Raw genomic sequence first — 20,557 nt, 5'->3', positions numbered from 1 at the left:
CTCCAAACTATGTAGTTATATCCCCATTTTATAGCGACTTTAAACAATAAGAAAGCAGATTATATAAAATTCTATTAAAGTTTATTAAATTGTGATACTTTGATAACATAACTATTATTAGAGGTGAACATTGTGGCTATGACAAATGAAGAGAAAGTATTAGCTATTAGAGAGAAGTTAAATATTGTTAATCAAGGATTATTAGATCCTGAAAAATATAAAAATGCAAATGAAGAAGAATTAACAGATATATATGATTTTGTTCAATCAAGAGAAAGATTGTCGCCAAGTGAAGTGACAGCTATTGCTGACGCTTTAGGACAATTGCGACACGACTAGGAGTGGGAATTTTGACTAATTACAAAGAAAAGTTACAACAATACGCTGAACTATTAGTTAAGGTTGGTATGAATGTTCAACCAAAACAGCCAGTATTTATTAGATCATCAGTAGAAACATTAGAATTAACGCATTTAATTGTAGAAGAAGCATATCATTGTGGCGCTTCAGATGTACGTGTTGTATATAGCGATCCAACCTTAAAACGCTTAAAATTTGAAAATGAATCTGTGGAACATTTTGCTAATCATGAGTTAAAATCATATGATGTTGAAGCGAGAATGGATTACGTTAAACGTGGCGCTGCTAATTTAGCACTTATTAGTGAAGATCCTGATTTAATGGATGGTATCGATAGCCAAAAATTACAAGCATTTCAACAACAAAACGCACGCGCATTTAAAGGATATATGGAAAGTGTACAAAAAAATCAATTTCCATGGGTCGTAGCTGCTTTTCCATCTAAAGCTTGGGCGAAGAGAGTGTATCCTGAACTATCTGTAGAAGAAGCATATATTAAGTTTATTGACGAGGTATTCGATATTGTGCGAATTGATGGTAACGATCCAGTTGAAAATTGGCGTCAACACATCGCTAATTTAAGTGTTTACGCTCAAAAGTTACAACAAAAAAATTACCATGCGTTGCATTATGTATCTGAAGGTACTGATTTAACGGTAGGTTTAGCGAAAAATCATATCTGGGAAGATGCTACAAGTTATGTTAACGGCAAGGAACAAGCTTTTATTGCTAATATACCAACTGAAGAAGTATTTACAGCACCAGATCGAAATAGAGTAGATGGATATGTTACTAATAAATTGCCTTTAAGTTATAATGGCACAATTATCGATCAATTTAAATTGATGTTTAAAGATGGAGAGATTATTGATTTTTCAGCTGAAAAAGGTGAAACGGTATTGAAAGATTTAATCAATACTGATGAAGGTTCAAGAAGATTAGGTGAAGTAGCATTAGTACCTGATGATTCACCGATATCAAATCGTAATACCATTTTTTACAATACTTTATTTGATGAAAATGCAGCATGTCATTTAGCGATTGGATCTGCTTACGCCTTTAATATTCAAGGTGGAACGGAAATGACTGTTGAGGAAAAGATTGCAAGCGGATTAAATGATTCAAATGTACATGTCGATTTCATGATTGGTAGTAGTGATTTGACTATTTATGGCATATTCGAAGATGGTTCAAAAGAACTAGTATTTGAAAATGGAAATTGGGCATCAACATTTTAATAAATGTTATTTTGAGGTGCTGAGTAGGAAATGAAACATGTATTTAAAGGTCAAATACGTGATTAAAGTATAGATTGGGAGATAAAATAATGACAAATCAGGACAGACCAATGAAATCTATGTCAGAATCAAAATGTTATAAAAATAGACAAGTTTTCCCTCAAGATACGAATCACCATCATACAATGTTTGGTGGTACATTGATGGCTAATATTGATGAAATTGCAGCAATCACAGCTATGAAACATGCTGGTGCGCAAGTAGTTACCGCATCTACAGACTCAGTAGATTTCTTAAAGCCGATTAAAACAGGGGACATATTACAATACGTAGCGATGGTTTCATACGCTGGGACTAGTTCAATGGAAGTGGTCGTTCAAATTAGAATTGACGATGTATTTAATAACAAGCATGATTTAGCTGCATTAAGTTACTTAACATTTGTTGCGTTAGATGATGAAGGCAAACCTAAACATGTACCTGGTGTATATCCAGAAGATGATGTTGAAAAATGGTTTTATGATACAGCACCACAACGTGTTGAACGAAGAAAAGCACGTCGCATTGAAAGTAAACAAACAATTGAATATTTAGCTCAAGTGCAACATATTAGAGACTAAAAATATAAAGACAGATTGTTAAGGATGAATTGAACTGTTATGTTCGAATATTCCACCTACAATCTGTCTTTTTGATTATGCACGTTTATGCTTTTAGTTAAAATTTACCCCTTTTATTATAGACTATTAGTCCTATTAAATGACCTTTATTATTAAAGTAGAGTACTGCCAGCAATTAATTGTTTTTTATTTTATAATAGCATTAAAATATGCGGAGACTACTTATCGATAAAGTGCTTCTCCGCATAATTAAGCGTTTTTAAAATTGTATAATTTGTGGTTGTTTGTGCATATGACGCTCATTATCTTTAAAATCCATATTCGGATAGTACATATTTTTAACAAGAACATTTGGTCCTAAACAACTAAACTCGGAACAATGACAATTTAATGATTTAGCAAGATCAGAGGATAACCATTTATCAAATACATCTGTTAATTTATCTTTTTGTATATTCGAAATTGTACCTGTTTCATCTCCGAAATCAGTTACGATTACATTACCTGTAAATACATTGACATTTAAACGACTACGGCCATCCGGGTCATTTCTAGTCGTTACATTTTTAGCATTTCTTAAACGTGATAGTAACTTTTGATCTTCATCATCCTTTAAGCATGGAAACACAGGCAAAGTACCAAATAACATCCAAATATCTTCATCTCTGAAATCCAATATATCATGAATTGTCTTTTTCATTTCCGCTAGAGTTAACACATTTAATTGACTTGCAAAGTCAGCTGGATACATAGGGTGAATCTCGTGTCTGCTACATTTCATATCATGAACGACTTCTTGATGTATTTTTCGTAAATGTGGTAGCGTACTTTGATTGAGCATTGTTTCCGCAGATACAAACATTCCTTGTTCTGATAATGTACGTGCATTCGAAATCATTTGTTCATATAATTTTAACTTAGCTTTTAACGGTGGTTGCTTCTTCATTGCGCCAAAGCCAACATTTGCGAATTCATCAGTTGTTCCCCAGTTATGTGAGATATGCATAACATCGATATATTCAGCAATATCTAAATAACGATCTTGAGGCAATGTTAGGTTTGAATTCATTTGTGTATATATACCTCGATGATGTGCATACTTTAATAGAGGTTTAACAACATTTCTAATAGACTTTTTAGAAAACATTGGTTCGCCACCTGTAATTGACATCGTTCGCAGATTTGGAATTTCATCAAGTCTACGATAAATTAAGTCCATATCTAAAGGCTCGGGGTCGACAGTTTGTAAAGTATAACCAACTGCACAGTGGCTACAACGCATATTACAAAGATTTGTAGTTGTAAATTCGATGTTACTTAAAGTTAATTGGCCATGTTCTTTAACATCGTTATATGATTCCCATGGATCATTGTAAATGCTAACAGGTTGCTTCAATTTGACGCTATTCATCGTCTTAAACTTCCTTCTTTCTATTTGGTTCATATCGGTATGATACCACTTCGTATTATCACTCGTAACAAATTATCTCTTAATTTTAGTTAATTGAAAAGGGGATTTTTAAAAGTCAAAATAATTTGAATGTCATAAATATAGCTAAGATTATATCGCTTTAACGCAATTTCTGTTAGGATAATAATGAAAAAGAAAACAAAATAAAAGGAGTTAACTTTTTATGAATGAACAGCAAACAATCGAACAGATAAAAGCGCGTTTAAATAAGTTTATTGAGGATATCGATCATGTAAATCCTGATGAAGTACGTGTTGAAGATATAGATGAATGGATTGGATTGTTAGATCAGCTTGAAGAAAAGGTTAAATTAGTATCTAAGTAAATGCCACATAAGATGTGTTAGGGTTAGATATCGCGACAGTCGCTTAATAATTTTTATATCTTGTATGTTTAATCACTGATTTACTTGTCTATAGTAATTATATCAATGATATATAGAAAGGTGATTTTCAATGACTAAAAAAGTAGCAATTATTCTAGCAAACGAATTTGAAGATATAGAATATTCAAGCCCTAAAGAGGCATTAGAGAATGCAGGCTTTAATACTGTAGTGATTGGAGATACTGCAAATAGTGAAGTTGTTGGTAAACACGGTGAAAAAGTTACTGTCGATGTAGGCATTGCAGAAGCTAAACCAGAAGATTATGATGCATTATTAATTCCTGGAGGATTTTCACCAGATCATTTACGTGGAGATACAGAAGGTCGATATGGCACATTTGCTAAATACTTTACTAAAAATGATGTACCAACATTTGCCATTTGTCATGGGCCACAAATACTAATAGATACAGACGATTTAAAAGGTCGTACGTTAACAGCAGTATTAAATGTACGCAAAGATTTATCAAATGCAGGCGCACATGTAGTTGATGAGTCAGTAGTTGTAGACAACAATATTGTAACAAGTCGAGTACCAGACGATTTAGATGATTTTAATCGAGAAATCGTTAAACAATTACAATAGAAGTATTGTGGTTATCGATTGTTAAAATTTATATATTTTCGTTTGAAATGAAATATGGATTTTAGTTTTAATAAATGAATAACAAATAAAAGGTCGTCTCTATTGGCATTTAATAGGGATGGTCTTTTATTTTTACAAAATATAACAATATTTGACATGATTAATATTTAAAATTGCAATGATTTATCTATAATTTTTTCAAAAAACAAAAAAGTAAGTATGATGGCGTATACGATTGTAAGCCCTTGGACTGATTTTCCCAAAAAGTGTAGCCTATTTGTGATAGTACTGGTAAACTCAAGGTATATACTAAGTGAGTTTTAAAAGAAGGAGCAAACGCATGAAAAGAAGCGATAGGTACTCAAACTCAAATGAACATTTTGAGCATATGAAACACGAACCTCACTATAATACGTATTATCAACCAGTTGGCAAACCGCCGAAAAAGAAAAAAAGTAAACGAATACTATTGAAAATATTATTAACCATTCTAATCATTATCGCATTGTTTATTGGTATCATGTATTTTTTATCTACACGCGATAATGTGGATGAACTAAGAAAAATTGAAAATAAAAGTAGTTTTGTGTCAGCTGATAACATGCCAGAGTATGTTAAAGGTGCCTTTATTTCAATGGAAGATGAACGATTCTACAATCATCATGGATTCGATTTGAAAGGTACAACTAGAGCTTTATTTTCAACGATTAGCGACAGAGATGTGCAAGGTGGTAGTACCATTACACAACAAGTTGTCAAAAATTATTTTTATGATAATGATCGTTCATTTACTAGAAAAGTAAAAGAATTATTTGTAGCTCATCGAGTTGAAAAACAATGTAATAAGAACGAAATTTTAAGCTTTTATTTAAATAATATTTACTTTGGGGATAATCAATATACGCTTGAGGGCGCAGCAAACCATTACTTTGGAACAACCGTGAATAAAAATAGTACAACAATGTCTCACATAACAGTTTTACAAAGCGCTATTTTAGCTAGTAAAGTCAATGCACCTAGCGTATATAATATCAATAATATGTCAGAGAATTTTACGCAACGTGTAAGCACGAACTTAGAAAAAATGAAGCAACAAAATTATATCAATGAAACACAATATCAACAGGCTATGTCACAATTAAATCGTTAAATACTTGCATTCATGTGTAAGATGCTTGGAACTATAATGTAGAAGGTTTAATTGAAATGTCATAATGATAAAGTTGAATTGTTTCTGCTTTATAAATTTTACAGATTTGCTTGTAATCACACTTTCATTTTAAAAGATGATAGTGTGATTTTTTGTTAGCATCGAAAAATATTTAAAGTTAAACATTTGCTATAGGAAGTGGCTTATTGAATAATAAAAGAGTATTGTATTAAAACTTGAGAAAGTAACGGGGTGATCCAGTGCCGAAGATTACTAAAATAGAAGTTCAAAAGAAAAACAAAGAACGTTTTAATCTTTTTTTAGACGAACAATTTGAAATGGGTATAGATATCGATACATTAGTCAAATTTAATTTAAAAAAAGGGCAACAACTTGAAGCTGCTGACATGGCAGAGATTCAAAAGTATGATCATTATCGCATAGGTTTAAACAAAGCAATCCAATATTTATCATATAAAAAGAGAACTGAAAAAGAAGTTATACAATATTTACAAAAAGAAGAGATATCAGAGCAAGCGATTTCTGAAGTGATTGAATATTGTTATCGCGAAAAGTTAATCGACCATCAAGATTATGCGGAAAGTTTAAAAAATACAATGATTCGCACGACAGATAAAGGACCTAAAATTTATCAACAAAAACTATATCAACTTGGTATAGAACCAAATATCATTGAAATGTTTACAGAACTTTATAGAGAACAACAGGAACTTGATGATATTATCCAAATTGCTGAAAAAATATCTAAAACAAAAAAAGGGCCACAAAATAAGGTTAAAGAAAAAGTAATGCAATCTTTAATTCAAAAAGGGTTTGAAATGGAAACCATTCATGCTGTATTGAATGAAATGGATTTTACACAAGATGAAGCGGTTTTAGACGATTTATTACAACGAGATTTAGAAAAAATTTATAATAAAAATCGAAAGAAGTACACGCAACAGAAATTAATTTCAAAAACTATCGAAGGCCTTATGAGAAAAGGATATAAATATGATAAAATTAAAGCTAAATTAGAAGAAAGTGGTATTGCCGATGGAACAGAAGAAATTGAGTGAGATGTCTGAGCCAGAATTAAGACACGAAATACAACTTTATAAAGAGAAAATGAGAAAAGCTGAGATGAACGGTATTTTAAATGAATATGACGTTTATCAAAGTAAAGTAATTGTTGCCGAAAGTTACTTAGTAGACAGAAAAAAGATAGAAATTGGTAAAATTTATAAACTGACTGATGGCAGTAATCAATATTTTAAAGTAGAAAGATTAAAAGGTATTTTTGCGTGGGGGTTTAGATTTAATAGCGATGAACCCGAAGAAGGCTTACCTATAGCGTTATTACAATTATAGAAGGATGAAAATAGATGGGAAGTTCAATTGTTTTAAAGTTACTAAAAGTAACACACTACTATAGGAATAAACAGAATAAAAAATGGTATTTACCTTTTGGATATGATGCTGAAGATATCGATTTAAACAATATTAGTTTACATATTTATCAAGGAGAAGCATTAGGTATAATTGGTGAACCTGAATCTTCCAAAGCGTTGGTAGGTCAATTGTTGGCAGGTGCAATTAAACCTGATAAAGGTAAAGTAGTTTGTACTGAAGATTTGTTCTACGGATATATTGAAGATCAATCGTTAATTCATCAAACTGTTGAAGCTTATACAGCGCAGTTAGTTCAACTATTTCCATATGAAATTAATGATCATAAAGCTGAACAGATTATTCAATATGCACATTTAGGCGATTTTAAAACGAAGCCGGTTAACCATATATCGAAAGCGGCATACGCTCAATTACTATTAAGTATTGCACGCTCATCAAAATCAAATATTATTATTTTAAATCATGTTATTGACTATTTAACACCACAATTTATGGAACGTGCGATTGAATTAACAAATGATTATATTGAAAATAATTTAACGATTGTGTCAATTGGTGATGATATTGATAAAATTTCACAAGTGAGTAACTACATAGCTTGGTTTTCACATGGTCAATTAAGAATGGAAGGGTCACTTAAACAAGTTATTCCATCTTTTAAAGAACATGAACGTGATCGATTAAGTCTAAACTCAAAAGAAGAAATTGAAAACTTTGATTTAGATTGGAAAAAGAATCGTACAAGAATACCAGAGATGACCTATAATTTCAAACGTGTTGAGCGCTATAATCATGCAAAACCGCCTAAGTTTTTAGTGCGTTTTTGGACTTTAGCCTCAGGTACCATTTTAGGCTTAGCATTGATGATGTTGCTCATTTTCAATAATATAGGAATTATTTCGATAACAGATTTTACGAATCGTGCTACGATGCAAAATGAAAATAAAGATCCATATGGCGAAAAGTTAGCTTATGGAATTGCTTTTAATGGCAGTGTGGATATGCAAGGGGATAAACAAGTCACAATTCCAAAATATAGTGTAGTTACAATTACTGGCGAAAATAGTAAAAATTATCGTGTTACCGCCGATAATAAGACTTACTATGTTAGTAAAGATAAATTAGAATATTTTAACCCGGCAGGTTTATATCAAACGCATAGTTTTAAAAAATTAGCACCATATATGAAATCAAATTATAGTAATTACTATGCATACTTTAATAGTCAATTACATAAAAAGCATAGTTCAGTTATTAAAACTTTAGTTCCTGATGATGATAACCGTTTCGTTGCATCCGTTACACAACAACCGATACAATTACTTTTCAATGATAATAATCAGTTATATGGTTTTGTTTATCCAATTGTAGATAAAAAAGAATTAAAAGATAAGTTTAATATTAACAATAACATTTGGATTACTAAAGTTGGGAATGGATATTGTATTGCCAATTTGAAAGAAGACAAATGGATTTATATTGAATTGTAGGTGTAAAGATGCTAGATAATATTATTTTATATTTTAAAAACTTACCGCATACTAAAAGGTATGTAACAGAACGTTTAAAACAAAGTTGGAAAAGTTTTCTAATCGTATTAGCTGCATGTTTAATACTTATTATTGCAAGTGAAACGCTATTTTCCTTTAGTCATTTGACCGATGTTAAAGAGGTGCGATGGTTATTTAGAATTATTGCATTGATTGTTTTTGCGGTAGTGATGTTCACAATTTATATCTCTTATCATCATTATATGAATGACTTTTTAGTTACTAAGTTATTTAATATTTCCGCAGCGACGCCAGTAGTTATTATGTCTATTTTAAGTTTTATTATGCTAGTCATTTTGACGATGATTAGTGCATTGGTTAAACCAGTAAACTTCGAAACATCATATATAGCGCTATTCTATTTTATTGTGATGGCAACTATTTTTGTAGGATTAATATCCGTTACTTTTGGTCTTATTCGACTGTTAACTGAAAAAATAAATATCATATTTTATGGGGTTTGTGTATTGTGTATCTTATTGTTACCAATTATTTTCATACCAAATCCAAATCATGTATTTATCAATCACATCCTAATGCTGAATCCAATGTATTACATTGTTAATGGTATAGCACAATCTATCATATTTGGTATATCAAGTATGGAAAACATTCCATATCATTTTTACTTTATTTTATTCTTATGTTTAATAGCTGCAGTAAATTTCGTATTAGCAAGGTATACGACACACGCAATTTATAATAAAACATCTAAAGTGACACAAACTGATAATCAACAGGATGTTTCAAATGATAGTACAGACGAGGCGGATACTTCTTCATGATGTTTAGCTGACCTGTTGTGTAAATTAATCTGTGAGAATCAGAAACAATTAGAATATCATCTAGATATTGTTTTCCTATACTGATTTTGATATTTCGAGTCATTAAAGGTAGTTTGTTAGCAACAATATAAATTTTAGATTTTGTAAAAGCATTCATAGTTTTACATTAAAAAACCGGACAGAGTAAAAATCGTTTTGATTTTCATTCTGCCCGGTTGTTCATTTTTTATAGATTAACTTTAGTGAATAATAACTTGAAATTATTTAGCATACAGTTTACGTTGTAACTTATCTTCTGTAAATACCCAGCCAATATAAGAGTGGTCTATGACATTATCGTTTGTTACATGTGCAATTGCCACAAATGAATAATGATCATTTTTTAAATAACGCAAATCAATCAAACGAATTTCAGTAGAACCATCTGCTAACGTTGTTGTTTGCCAACGATAGATTGATGAAAAGTTTAAAAAAGTACGTATATCTTTATTACCTTTGACTTTCCATAAAATGGAGTCTGTTGATAATGTTTGACGTTCCACTTTATCACTAAACACCACATTCCTACCATATGCTTTTCCAACATAGTCATGTGCATCAGTTTGTATCGCGACACGCCATTCCATAAATTTTATTGTTGGCGCAACAAATACTTTAACAGGGTGATGCTCTTGTTGAATTGCTTTTAAAGCTTGTTGCTTAATTACGGCTCTCATTTTAAAACGAATCATGTAATAAATGATTAGTAAAGCGATTATAGGAAAGAAGACTGCAAATGGATGCAAGCCTATAACCCATAATACAATACCAATACAAAGAACTGTGAAAATAATAGGGTCAAATGTGTTAATCACACTTAATTGAATCCATTTGTTTGTGATAGGTCTAAGTGCTTGTGTACCATAAGAATTGAATATATCTACAAAGACATGTAAAAATACTGCGAGCTGAGCCCACATCCATACATGAAATGGGTTGGTTCCACTAAAGAACGTGAATATTAAAAATGTAATTAAAATTGGCCATAGTATTGTGAAAGGGATGGAATGCGTGATACCTCTATGATGCGAAATATATGTTGCATTGTCCTTTAATTTAAGAACAGTATCCCCATCAGGAATTAATGAACCAACGATAAGGGTTGTAGCTGTTGCACCAAACGTAGAAGCCATTGCTGGATCTTGAGTTGCAAGTGCTGTAAGGCCCACCCCAATTGCGATATGTGTTGCAGTGTCCATATCAGTTCACTCATTTCATAATATTATATATACTATTATAATCCAATTTCGCAAATAACTAAATTAACTTACATACTAACCATGATTTTAATGTACAATAAAAACATTATGAGTAAAGACAATTAATTTTGGTGAGGAAAGGGTTTTATAAATGTATCAGCAGTCTAGTTTTAAAGAAAATTTGATACACTGGTTTGATGAAAATCAAAGAGAAATGCCATGGCGACAAACGACCAATCCGTACTATATTTGGTTAAGTGAGGTCATGTTACAACAGACACAAGTTAAAACAGTTATTGACTATTATCATCGTTTTGTTGAACGATTTCCAACTGTGGAAGTTTTGAGTCAAGCTTCGGAAGATGAAGTGTTAAAGTATTGGGAAGGCTTAGGATATTATAGTAGAGCTCGAAATTTTCATACGGCGATTAAAGAAGTTTATGATAAATATGAAGGCTTAGTTCCCAAAGATCCTGATCAATTTAAAGCGTTAAAAGGTGTTGGCCCATACACACAAGCTGCAGTAATGAGCATTGCATATAATGTACCACTAGCAACTGTAGACGGAAATGTTTTTCGAGTATGGTCTAGATTGAATGATGACTATCGAGATATTAAATTACAATCGACGAGGAAATCGTACGAACAAGAATTGTTACCGTATGTTACTACAGAAGCTGGAACGTTTAATCAAGCTATGATGGAATTAGGGGCATTAATTTGTACACCAAAAAATCCATTATGCTTATTTTGTCCAGTTCAAGAAAACTGTGAGGCATTTGATAAAGGTACATTTGAAAAGTTACCTGTTAAATCTAAAAATGTAAGTAAAAAAGTAATTGAGCAATCCGTCTTTTTAATTAGAAATAATCAAGGTCAATATCTGTTGCAAAAGCGTAGCGAAAAATTATTGCATGGTATGTGGCAATTTCCTATGTTTGAAAGTGAGCATGCTAGACATGAAATGACTGAAAAAATCGGTCATGACATTCAACCAGTAGAAACACCTATTTTTGAGTTGAAGCATCAATTTACTCATTTAACATGGAAGATTAAAGTATACGCCGTTTCAGGAGCAATTAACATTGAAACATTACCAGATGACATGATTTGGTTTGATTTAAGTGATCGAGATCAATATACATTCCCTGTACCTATGTCAAAGATTTATCAATTTATAAATGGGTAACATTCGATGATTGGTAATATTATCGGAAAACATAGTGACATTAATTTTAAAAAGTATAAATGATATCTTTAAATCTCATAGAATAACAATGTCAAAAAGTTAAAGTGTTGATATATAAAAGTGATGATTTTATATACTTTAAATGGGACATGTAAATCTCTGTTGCAGTACTTAGCAATATTACCGAGTTTAATTATTAAGTAGTAAAATCTTATTTCGTAAAAATATGTATTTATATAATACTATTTCTGAAATATGCTATAATTTATAATGGTTAAATTAACAGAAGGTGGTGTGGAGTATGGTCAGAGAATCCATACCTAAAGAAGGGGAAAACATTAAAATTCAGAGTTATAAACATGATGGTAAGATTCATCGCGTTTGGTCTGAAACAACAATATTAAAGGGTACTGATCATGTTGTCATTGGTGGCAATGATCATACGTTAGTGACTGAAAGTGACGGAAGAACTTGGATAACACGTGAACCGGCAATTGTTTACTTTCACTCAGAATATTGGTTTAATGTTATCTGCATGTTTAGAGAAGATGGAATTTATTACTATTGCAATTTGTCATCACCATTTGTTTGTGATGAAGAGGCATTAAAATATATAGACTATGATTTAGATATTAAAGTATATCCAAACGGAAAGTATCATTTATTAGATGAAGATGAATATGAGCAACATATGAATCAAATGAATTATCCGCATGATATTGATATTATTTTAAGACGCAACGTGGACATTCTTCAACAATGGATAGAACAGAAGAAGGGCCCATTCGCGCCAGATTTTATCAAAGTTTGGAAAGAACGTTACAAAAAAATTAGACAGTATTAAGCAAATAAAGTGTAAATACTGATTAAATCATTTATATTGACTTAGTGATGTAAAGAAGTATGATAACTTTTGCTGTCGTGTGGGGACACAGTATCCATAGATTAAATTGAATAGAATATAACATACGAATAAGACAACGTATTTAATCACATGAATATGACAGAGGTTGAGATATCTTAATTTTAAAAATGTAAATTGTAAGAAGAATTTACATCTACAAATTATGTATCCAACCTCTATTCATTTTTATGCTTATGAATAGGATAGGGCAATAGATTAGGGGGGGATTGTATGATTAAACGATATTTGCAATTTGTTAAGCCATACAAATATCGTATTTTTGCAACGATTATTGTTGGAATAATTAAGTTTGGTATACCAATGCTTATACCACTTTTAATTAAATATGCAATAGATGGCGTGATTAATAACCACGCACTAACGACTGATGAAAAAGTTCATCATTTAACTATTGCCATTGGTATCGCATTATTTATTTTTGTAATAGTGAGACCACCAATTGAATTTATACGTCAATATTTGGCGCAATGGACAAGTAATAAAATATTGTATGATATACGTAAAAAGTTATACAACCATTTACAAGCTTTAAGTGCGAGATTTTATGCTAATAATCAAGTAGGTCAAGTAATATCTAGAGTGATTAATGATGTTGAACAAACAAAAGATTTCATTTTAACCGGGTTAATGAATATTTGGTTAGATTGTATAACAATTATTATTGCACTATCCATAATGTTCTTTTTAGATGTGAAATTGACTTTAGCAGCACTGTTTATCTTCCCATTTTACATTTTAACGGTGTACGTTTTCTTTGGAAGATTAAGAAAATTGACGCGTGAGAGATCGCAAGCATTAGCTGAGGTTCAAGGATTCTTGCATGAACGTGTTCAAGGTATTTCAGTCGTTAAAAGTTTTGCGATTGAAGACAATGAAGCGAAAAACTTTGATAAAAAGAACACTAATTTCTTAACACGTGCTTTGAAACATACAAGATGGAATGCCTATTCCTTTGCCGCAATTAATACAGTTACAGATATTGGACCAATAATTGTCATCGGTGTTGGTGCATATCTTGCTATTTCTGGATCAATCACAGTAGGTACACTTGCAGCATTTGTTGGATACTTAGAGTTATTGTTCGGGCCTTTACGTCGTTTAGTCGCATCATTTACAACTTTAACGCAAAGTTTTGCTTCAATGGACCGTGTATTCCAATTAATTGACGAAGATTATGACATTAAAAATGGTGTTGGTGCTCAACCTATTGAAATTAAACAAGGTCGTATTGATATTGATCATGTTAGTTTTCAATATAACGATAACGAAGCTCCAATTTTAAAAGATATTAATTTGAGTATTGAAAAAGGAGAAACAGTTGCTTTCGTAGGTATGAGTGGTGGTGGTAAATCAACATTAATTAACTTAATACCGAGATTTTACGATGTAACTTCTGGGCAAATTTTAATAGATGGTCACAACATTAAAGATTTTTTAACGGGAAGTTTAAGAAATCAAATAGGATTGGTGCAACAGGATAATATTTTATTCTCTGATACAGTTAAGGAAAATATTTTACTTGGTCGTCCAACAGCAACAGATGAAGAAGTAGTTGAAGCGGCGAAAATGGCTAATGCACATGACTTTATTATGAACTTGCCACAGGGATATGACACTGAAGTAGGTGAACGAGGTGTTAAATTATCAGGTGGTCAAAAACAAAGATTATCGATTGCTAGAATATTTTTAAATAATCCGCCAATGCTTATCTTGGATGAAGCAACAAGTGCACTTGATTTAGAAAGTGAATCCATTATTCAAGAAGCATTAGATGTGTTGAGTAAAGATCGAACGACACTTATCGTAGCGCATCGCTTGTCCACTATTACACATGCTGACAAAATTGTCGTAATTGAAAATGGACATATTGTTGAAACAGGTACGCATCGTGAATTGATGTCAAAACAAGGTGCTTACGAGCATTTATATAGCATTCAAAACTTATAAAGTATTAGTTGTTTGACTTCAGTACAATCTTGAAGAGAAAATTTGTAACAGGATGGTGGGGTCATAACATAGAAAAAGCAGTAAGAGATTTTCTTAATTGAAAATAATCTTACTGCTTTTTTTAATTTAATTTCGAGATTCAATATTACTTTATCTCATTGTGGTATTAATTACAGGAATTGCTTTAAACTTATAAATCAAAGTCTTCTTCAACAATTTCAATGTCTGCATCAGATCTATGATATGTGAAAAAGCTAATTCTTATGCGGTCTAAATGCTCTAAATGGTGTCGATACTCTTCGATGGCTGCAACAATTTGCATAACATTGGCAAACGAATATTCCGTTTGATAAGGATGATTTATTAACTCATGCTGAAATGTGGACAATAAATCTTTTTTCTGCGGATTATCTAACTCATAATCAACATGTGTCACATTATAACGTGCTTTTTTAGAAAGGCTAGCTAAAATTTGCTCGTGAAAAGCAGTTAATGAATCTAAATCTAATTTGATTTGTAATAGGAAATTGTTATTAAGTAAATATAAGTCGTTTTGATAACGCGACAATTTGTTTAATACTTCATAAGCTTGTCTAGTCGTCTGAACTACTTCTCTGAAAAGTATTTTCTTTCTATTCTGTTGGTGAATATGTTTTTTTGTAATAGGACGTTCTTCGCTATAGTAATCATAAATTTTCTCTAACTTTTCGACACGTTGTTTTAAATTATGACTATCTTGTTTAATATTATTAAACTCCGTCGTATCATTTAATACTAATTTAAACCACATAAAAATATCTGAGGATATATTTAATGAATTATAGTAAATTTTTGTTTCAAATTTAGGTGGTAGAAACACAAAGTTAACTAGAGATGAACTTATGACACCAATCATTACAAGTACAAACCTGTAAAAGGCGGTAATATAGAAAGAACCGGTATGTTGTCCCATAATGATTAATGCTGTTACACTCGCCAAAGTAGCAACATGTGCTAAATTAAATTTAAATAAAATAGCAATAAGTACTATGACGGTAACACCCATAATGATAAAATTATCACTAAAAATTGTTACCATTGTAACAGATAGTATGGCACCTATAATGTTACCCAATGCTTGATCAGAAACTGTTTTAAATGAACGATAAATACTAGGTTGCATTGCAACAACAGCACTGACACCAGCTAAGGCTTTCAGACCAACATCATCCGGTAGTAAAGAAGCGATAGACATAGCTAAAATAATGGCTATACCAGTTTTAAAAATCCGAGCTCCTAGTCTCAAAAATAATGACGCCCCTTTTAAGTTTATTGAATATCTAATATTCGTATTCATTACTGTTATACACTTACTAGTTACAAAATTCAAGCTTATTTATAGTTGTTAAAATAAATCATACATAATACTGATAGTGATGTAAAACTTTAGTCAGAGATTAAAAGAGTATAAATTTGTAAAATAAAAACTCACATAGTGACATATCAAGTTAAACGTTAATAGTTAACGATATAAAATGAATCTACTATGTGAGCATTTGCTTTATTTTAATTCAATTAAAAATATACTTCCTTAAAAGTTATTTCATTTGACTAAAAGCATAGTCTGCAGCTTTTAAAGTTTGTTTAATATCTTCTTCTGTATGTTCAGTTGTTAAGAACCAAGCTTCAAACTTAGAAGGTGCTAAATTGATACCTTGATTTAACATTAATTTGAAAAATTTACCGAACGCTTCGCCGTCAGAATGTTCAACTTGATCATAATGTGTGACTTTTTCATCTGTAAAGTACAATGTTAAAGATCCATAAATACGATTAATTGTAGCTGTGATATTATGTTTTTCGATTAATTTAAGTAAACCTTCTTCTAGTTGTTGGCCTAAGCTGTCTAATTTTTCATAAACACCGTCTTGTTCTAGTACTTCGAGTAATGCAATACCTGCTTTCATAGATAATGGGTTACCAGCCATTGTACCAGCTTGATATGCAGGTCCTAGAGGTGCTACTTGTTCCATAATATCTTGACGTCCACCATAGCCTCCAATTGGTAAACCACCGCCAACAATTTTACCAAATGCAGTTAAATCAGGGATAACACCTAATAAATCTTGAGCGGCACCGTAATGGAAACGGAATGCAGTAATTACTTCATCATAAATCACTAGTGTCCCATTGTTATGCGAAATTTCATTAACCTCTTCTAAAAATCCAGGTTGAGGCATTACCATTCCAAAGTTACCAACAATTGGTTCTACTAATACTGCGGCAATTTCATCACCCCAAAATTCAATTGCTTCTTTATATGCGTTAATATCATTGAAAGGTACAGTAATGACTTCACGTGCGACGCTTTCTGGAACACCAGCTGAGTCTGGAGAACCGAGCTGAGATGGGCCACTACCTGCTGCAACCAATACTAAATCAGAATGGCCATGATAAGATCCAGCAAATTTTATAATTTTATTTCTTTTAGTATATGCACGTGCAACACGAATTGTTGTCATGACTGCTTCTGTTCCAGAATTTACAAAGCGAATTTTCTCAAGAGATGGAATTGCATCACGTAATTTTTGGCTGAATTCAATTTCTAGTTCAGTCGGTGTACCAAATAAAACACCTTTAGCTGCTTGTTCTTGAATTGCTTTAGTAATATGAGGATGTGCATGCCCCGTAATAATTGGACCGTATGCTTGAAGGTAATCAATAAATTTATTGCCATCGACATCATATAAATATGCACCGTGTCCTTCTTTCATAACAACAGGTGCACCGCCTCCTACAGCTTTATAAGAACGAGAAGGGGAATTGACACCGCCTAGAATATATTCGTTTGAAAGTTGTTGTAAACGTTCACTTTCACTAAAATTCATTTATATCAACCTCTTTTAATTTAATATTTTCATCTAATATCGTATCATAAAATTATTATAATGAAGAAAAAGGTGATTATATGTTGCAAAAAGGAGAACAATTTCCAATATTTAAATTAGAAAATCAAGACGGAACTGTCATTACAAATGATACATTAAAAGGTAAAAAGGCGATTATATATTTTTATCCTAGAGATAATACACCTACTTGTACCACAGAAGCTTGTGACTTTAGAGACAATTTAGAAATGTTCAATGATTTAGATGTTGCAGTATATGGTATAAGCGGTGATTCAAAGAAAAAACACCAAAATTTTATTGAGAAACACGGATTGAATTTCGATTTATTAGTAGATGAAGATTTTAAATTAGCTAAAGAAACTGGCGTATATCAGTTGAAAAAATCATTTGGCAAAGAAAGTATGGGCATTGTAAGAACGACTTTTATAATAGATGAACAAGGCAAAGTATTAGATGTTATCGAGAAGGTTAAGGTTAAAACACAAATAGAAGAACTTAAAAACATTTTGGGGTGACATATATGAAAGTTGTTGGGTTAAATCGTATGCGTGAAGTTGAAACTGAATTACAACAAAGCTTTTCAGATTTAGATTTTAAATTTTATAAAAAAGCATCAGAAATACCTGAGAGCGACTTGGCTGATTTAGATATATTAGTTGGTTATGATGGCGGTATCAATGAGGCATTTTTACGACGTTGCCCGAATTTAAAATGGATTGCATGGTTTGCTACGGGTGTAAATACATTACCGTTAGATTATATTGCAGATCACGGCATACTTGTAACTAATGGAAAAGGTGTTCAAGCTAAACAATTATCTGAATACATTTTAGCTTTCATTTTAGATGATTATAAAAAGATGAAACTATCATATGATAACCAACGACAACATATATATGATTCGAAAATAACTGGTAAACGCCTATCAGGACAAACAGTTTTATTTTTAGGTACAGGTGCAATTGCTACTAGAACTGCGAAGTTAGCAAAGGCTTTTAATATGAATTTAATTGGTCTGAGCAAGTCAGGTCAGAACAAAGATGAGTTTGACGAGATATATACTATCGAATCACTTGAAAGCACATTACCAAATGCTGACATTATTATAAATGCTTTACCAGAAACGCAAGAAACGATTCATTTACTAAAGAAAAAACATTTTGAATTAATGAAAGATGAAGCACTTTTTATAAATATAGGACGAGGTAGCATAGTTAAAGAATCGCTCTTAATAGAAGTATTAAAAAGTAGAGTTATTCGACATGCGTATTTAGATGTGTTTGAAAATGAACCTTTGAAACCTAATCATGAATTATATGAATTGGAAAATGTAACTATAACAGCGCATATAACTGGTAATGATTATGAGGCAAAGTATGACTTATTAGATATTTTTAAAAACAATCTAGTTAATTTTCTCAATAAGAATGGTCTAATTGAGAATGAAGTTGATGCTAAAAAAGGCTATTAAATGAAATCATCATGTAAATATTGACACGCGCGCAATACTACAGTTATATTTATAGTAAGTAATAATAATTATTATATAAGAAAGATGGTGATATAGATGAGTGTTGAAATAGAATCAATTGAACATGAACTAGAAGAATCAATTGCATCATTGCGACAAGCAGGCGTAAGAATTACACCTCAAAGACAAGCAATATTACGTTATTTAATTTCTTCACATACTCATCCAACAGCTGATGAAATTTATCAAGCACTTTCACCTGATTTTCCAAATATAAGTGTTGCGACAATATATAATAACTTAAGAGTGTTTAAAGATATTGGAATTGTAAAAGAATTAACATATGGAGACTCATCAAGTCGATTCGACTTTAATACACATAATCATTATCATATTATATGTGAACAATGTGGTAAGATTGTTGATTTTCAATATCCACAGTTAAATGAAATTGAAAGATTAGCTCAGCATATGACTGACTTTGACGTAACACATCATCGAATGGAAATTTATGGAGTTTGTAAAGAATGCCAAGATAAATAATTTAACTTTGGTAGTATGACAAATTAAAAAAGCGTTAGCTTACTTCATATAAGTAAGTGTAATATTTAAGAAGTTAAACGACATGAAAGTTGTTTAACTTCTTTTTTATGCTCATTCTGAAAAATATTTAAATAGAAGAAAAGAACATTTTAACTACGGAAGTGGTATTAACTAATAACTAGTATCCTTTATAAATAAACATAAAAATATTCAAACGAAGGTTCACTAAATAACTATCCATAAAGTGAGGATAAGTTTGTTTGTAAAACTGAAGTAAAAAGCGTAAGGAATTACACTTTAAATACATATAGTACTTACGAATAGAAAATAATCCCTTCAACAGTAATTTTTAAACAAAAATAAGTGTTGTTTTATGTTGACTCTACTAGAATAACTTGATATTATATAAAAGTCGTCAAACGGCACTAATATTTAAAAAACAAATGTTTTAAGTTGTTGATTTAAAATATTAACAAAGTGTAAATTTGACTATTGAAATTCGAACAAATACATAATAAAATAATATTTGTTGAATTAATTGAGTTAGGAAATTTATTTTTTAGAAATAAAATAATTAAAAATAATTCTTGACTTACAAAAACTTACGAGTTATAATTAAATCTTGTAAGTGACAAACGAACATTGAAAACTGAATGACAATATGTCAACGCTAATTCCAAAAAACGTAACTATAAGTTACAAACATTATTTAGTATTTATGAGCTAATCAAACATCATAATTTTTATGGAGAGTTTGATCCTGGCTCAGGATGAACGCTGGCGGCGTGCCTAATACAT

The 20,557-nt window shown here is 31.2% G+C and carries 21 protein-coding genes; 17 read left to right on the top strand and 4 right to left on the bottom strand.

Features of this window, described 5'->3' with window-relative positions; all coding sequences use genetic code 11:
- Window positions 1-138: 138 nt before the first annotated feature.
- The 3 genes from IDG65_RS07800 to IDG65_RS07790 all read left to right on the top strand — a co-directional run bounded on the left by IDG65_RS07800 (window position 139) and on the right by IDG65_RS07790 (window position 2,218).
- The gene (locus IDG65_RS07800) at window positions 139-339 is read left to right on the top strand and encodes a DUF1128 family protein (RefSeq protein ID WP_000180460.1); all 201 of its coding nucleotides are present in this window, start codon (window positions 139-141) and stop codon (window positions 337-339) included.
- A gap of 2 nt (window positions 340-341) precedes the next feature.
- Window positions 342-1,598 carry an aminopeptidase gene (locus IDG65_RS07795; protein ID WP_075583716.1) on the top strand — a complete coding sequence of 419 codons (1,257 nt, stop codon included), beginning with the start codon at window positions 342-344 and terminating at the stop codon, window positions 1,596-1,598.
- A gap of 89 nt (window positions 1,599-1,687) precedes the next feature.
- Window positions 1,688-2,218, top strand: coding sequence for an acyl-CoA thioesterase (locus tag IDG65_RS07790; protein WP_000184383.1), 531 nt, complete (start codon window positions 1,688-1,690; stop codon window positions 2,216-2,218).
- A 259-nt stretch (window positions 2,219-2,477) separates the two neighbouring features.
- Here IDG65_RS07790 and yfkAB read toward each other — a convergent pair whose 3' ends face one another.
- Window positions 2,478-3,629 (bottom strand): radical SAM/CxCxxxxC motif protein YfkAB, encoded by a 1,152-nt coding sequence (yfkAB, locus tag IDG65_RS07785; RefSeq protein ID WP_001089620.1) that lies wholly within the window; start codon window positions 3,627-3,629, stop codon window positions 2,478-2,480.
- A gap of 223 nt (window positions 3,630-3,852) precedes the next feature.
- Here yfkAB and IDG65_RS07780 point away from each other — a divergent pair, with 223 nt between their 5' ends.
- The 7 genes from IDG65_RS07780 (at window position 3,853) to IDG65_RS07750 (ending at window position 9,558) form a co-directional block, all read left to right on the top strand.
- Window positions 3,853-4,014: an SE1561 family protein gene (locus IDG65_RS07780; protein ID WP_001005407.1), complete on the top strand. Its 162-nt coding sequence runs from the start codon at window positions 3,853-3,855 to the stop codon at window positions 4,012-4,014.
- Window positions 4,015-4,144: 130 nt separating this feature from the next.
- Window positions 4,145-4,660, top strand: a complete 516-nt coding sequence (locus IDG65_RS07775; RefSeq protein ID WP_000163283.1) for a type 1 glutamine amidotransferase domain-containing protein — start codon at window positions 4,145-4,147, stop codon at window positions 4,658-4,660.
- 340 nt (window positions 4,661-5,000) lie between these two features.
- Entirely contained in the window at window positions 5,001-5,810 is an 810-nt protein-coding gene (gene sgtB, locus IDG65_RS07770; RefSeq protein ID WP_000830378.1) for a monofunctional peptidoglycan glycosyltransferase SgtB, read from the top strand.
- 260 nt (window positions 5,811-6,070) lie between these two features.
- Complete coding sequence (recX, locus tag IDG65_RS07765) at window positions 6,071-6,889, top strand: recombination regulator RecX (protein WP_001124422.1); 819 nt, start codon at window positions 6,071-6,073, stop codon at window positions 6,887-6,889.
- Entirely contained in the window at window positions 6,867-7,181 is a 315-nt protein-coding gene (locus IDG65_RS07760; RefSeq protein WP_000435806.1) for a YfhH family protein, read from the top strand. The genes recX and IDG65_RS07760 overlap by 23 nt, the downstream gene beginning before the upstream one ends.
- 14 nt (window positions 7,182-7,195) lie before the next feature.
- Window positions 7,196-8,713 (top strand): ABC transporter ATP-binding protein, encoded by a 1,518-nt coding sequence (locus IDG65_RS07755; RefSeq protein WP_000535828.1) that lies wholly within the window; start codon window positions 7,196-7,198, stop codon window positions 8,711-8,713.
- An 8-nt stretch (window positions 8,714-8,721) separates the two neighbouring features.
- A complete protein-coding gene (locus IDG65_RS07750) occupies window positions 8,722-9,558 on the top strand; it encodes a membrane protein (RefSeq protein ID WP_000886466.1) in 837 nt (278 codons plus the stop codon).
- Window positions 9,559-9,818: 260 nt separating this feature from the next.
- Here the strand turns inward: IDG65_RS07750 and IDG65_RS07745 are convergent, their stop codons facing one another.
- Window positions 9,819-10,796, bottom strand: coding sequence for a metal-dependent hydrolase (locus IDG65_RS07745; protein WP_000379098.1), 978 nt, complete (start codon window positions 10,794-10,796; stop codon window positions 9,819-9,821).
- Window positions 10,797-10,947: 151 nt separating this feature from the next.
- On the opposite strand from IDG65_RS07745, the gene mutY reads away from it, so the two are divergent.
- From mutY to IDG65_RS07725, 4 genes are all read left to right on the top strand, one after another.
- On the top strand, window positions 10,948-11,985 hold the full coding sequence (gene mutY / locus IDG65_RS07740; protein ID WP_000284762.1) for an A/G-specific adenine glycosylase: 1,038 nt from the start codon (window positions 10,948-10,950) through the stop codon (window positions 11,983-11,985).
- Window positions 11,986-12,286: 301 nt separating this feature from the next.
- Complete coding sequence (gene ntdP, locus IDG65_RS07735; RefSeq protein ID WP_000251253.1) at window positions 12,287-12,829, top strand: nucleoside tri-diphosphate phosphatase; 543 nt, start codon at window positions 12,287-12,289, stop codon at window positions 12,827-12,829.
- A gap of 291 nt (window positions 12,830-13,120) precedes the next feature.
- Entirely contained in the window at window positions 13,121-14,857 is a 1,737-nt protein-coding gene (locus IDG65_RS07730; RefSeq protein ID WP_052997557.1) for an SAV1866 family putative multidrug efflux ABC transporter, read from the top strand.
- A gap of 8 nt (window positions 14,858-14,865) precedes the next feature.
- Window positions 14,866-14,958: a hypothetical protein gene (locus tag IDG65_RS07725; protein WP_001791878.1), complete on the top strand. Its 93-nt coding sequence runs from the start codon at window positions 14,866-14,868 to the stop codon at window positions 14,956-14,958.
- 89 nt (window positions 14,959-15,047) lie between these two features.
- Here the strand turns inward: IDG65_RS07725 and IDG65_RS07720 are convergent, their stop codons facing one another.
- On the bottom strand, window positions 15,048-16,142 hold the full coding sequence (locus IDG65_RS07720) for an FUSC family protein (RefSeq protein ID WP_001236371.1): 1,095 nt from the start codon (window positions 16,140-16,142) through the stop codon (window positions 15,048-15,050).
- Window positions 16,143-16,434: 292 nt separating this feature from the next.
- A complete protein-coding gene (locus IDG65_RS07715) occupies window positions 16,435-17,724 on the bottom strand; it encodes a glutamate-1-semialdehyde 2,1-aminomutase (RefSeq protein WP_001011605.1) in 1,290 nt (429 codons plus the stop codon).
- A gap of 80 nt (window positions 17,725-17,804) precedes the next feature.
- Here IDG65_RS07715 and bcp point away from each other — a divergent pair, with 80 nt between their 5' ends.
- From bcp to perR, 3 genes are all read left to right on the top strand, one after another.
- Window positions 17,805-18,260 carry a thioredoxin-dependent thiol peroxidase gene (bcp, locus tag IDG65_RS07710; RefSeq protein ID WP_000939521.1) on the top strand — a complete coding sequence of 152 codons (456 nt, stop codon included), beginning with the start codon at window positions 17,805-17,807 and terminating at the stop codon, window positions 18,258-18,260.
- A 5-nt stretch (window positions 18,261-18,265) separates the two neighbouring features.
- Entirely contained in the window at window positions 18,266-19,216 is a 951-nt protein-coding gene (locus IDG65_RS07705) for a phosphoglycerate dehydrogenase (RefSeq protein WP_000869472.1), read from the top strand.
- A gap of 96 nt (window positions 19,217-19,312) precedes the next feature.
- A complete protein-coding gene (gene perR / locus IDG65_RS07700; protein WP_000110011.1) occupies window positions 19,313-19,759 on the top strand; it encodes a peroxide-responsive transcriptional repressor PerR in 447 nt (148 codons plus the stop codon).
- The last annotated feature ends 798 nt before the right edge of the window (window positions 19,760-20,557 follow it).

It is taken from the genome of Staphylococcus sp. EG-SA-17, from assembly GCF_017151845.1.
Classification (GTDB): domain Bacteria; phylum Bacillota; class Bacilli; order Staphylococcales; family Staphylococcaceae; genus Staphylococcus; species Staphylococcus aureus.
This window is presented reverse-complemented; position numbering and strand designations above follow the sequence as displayed.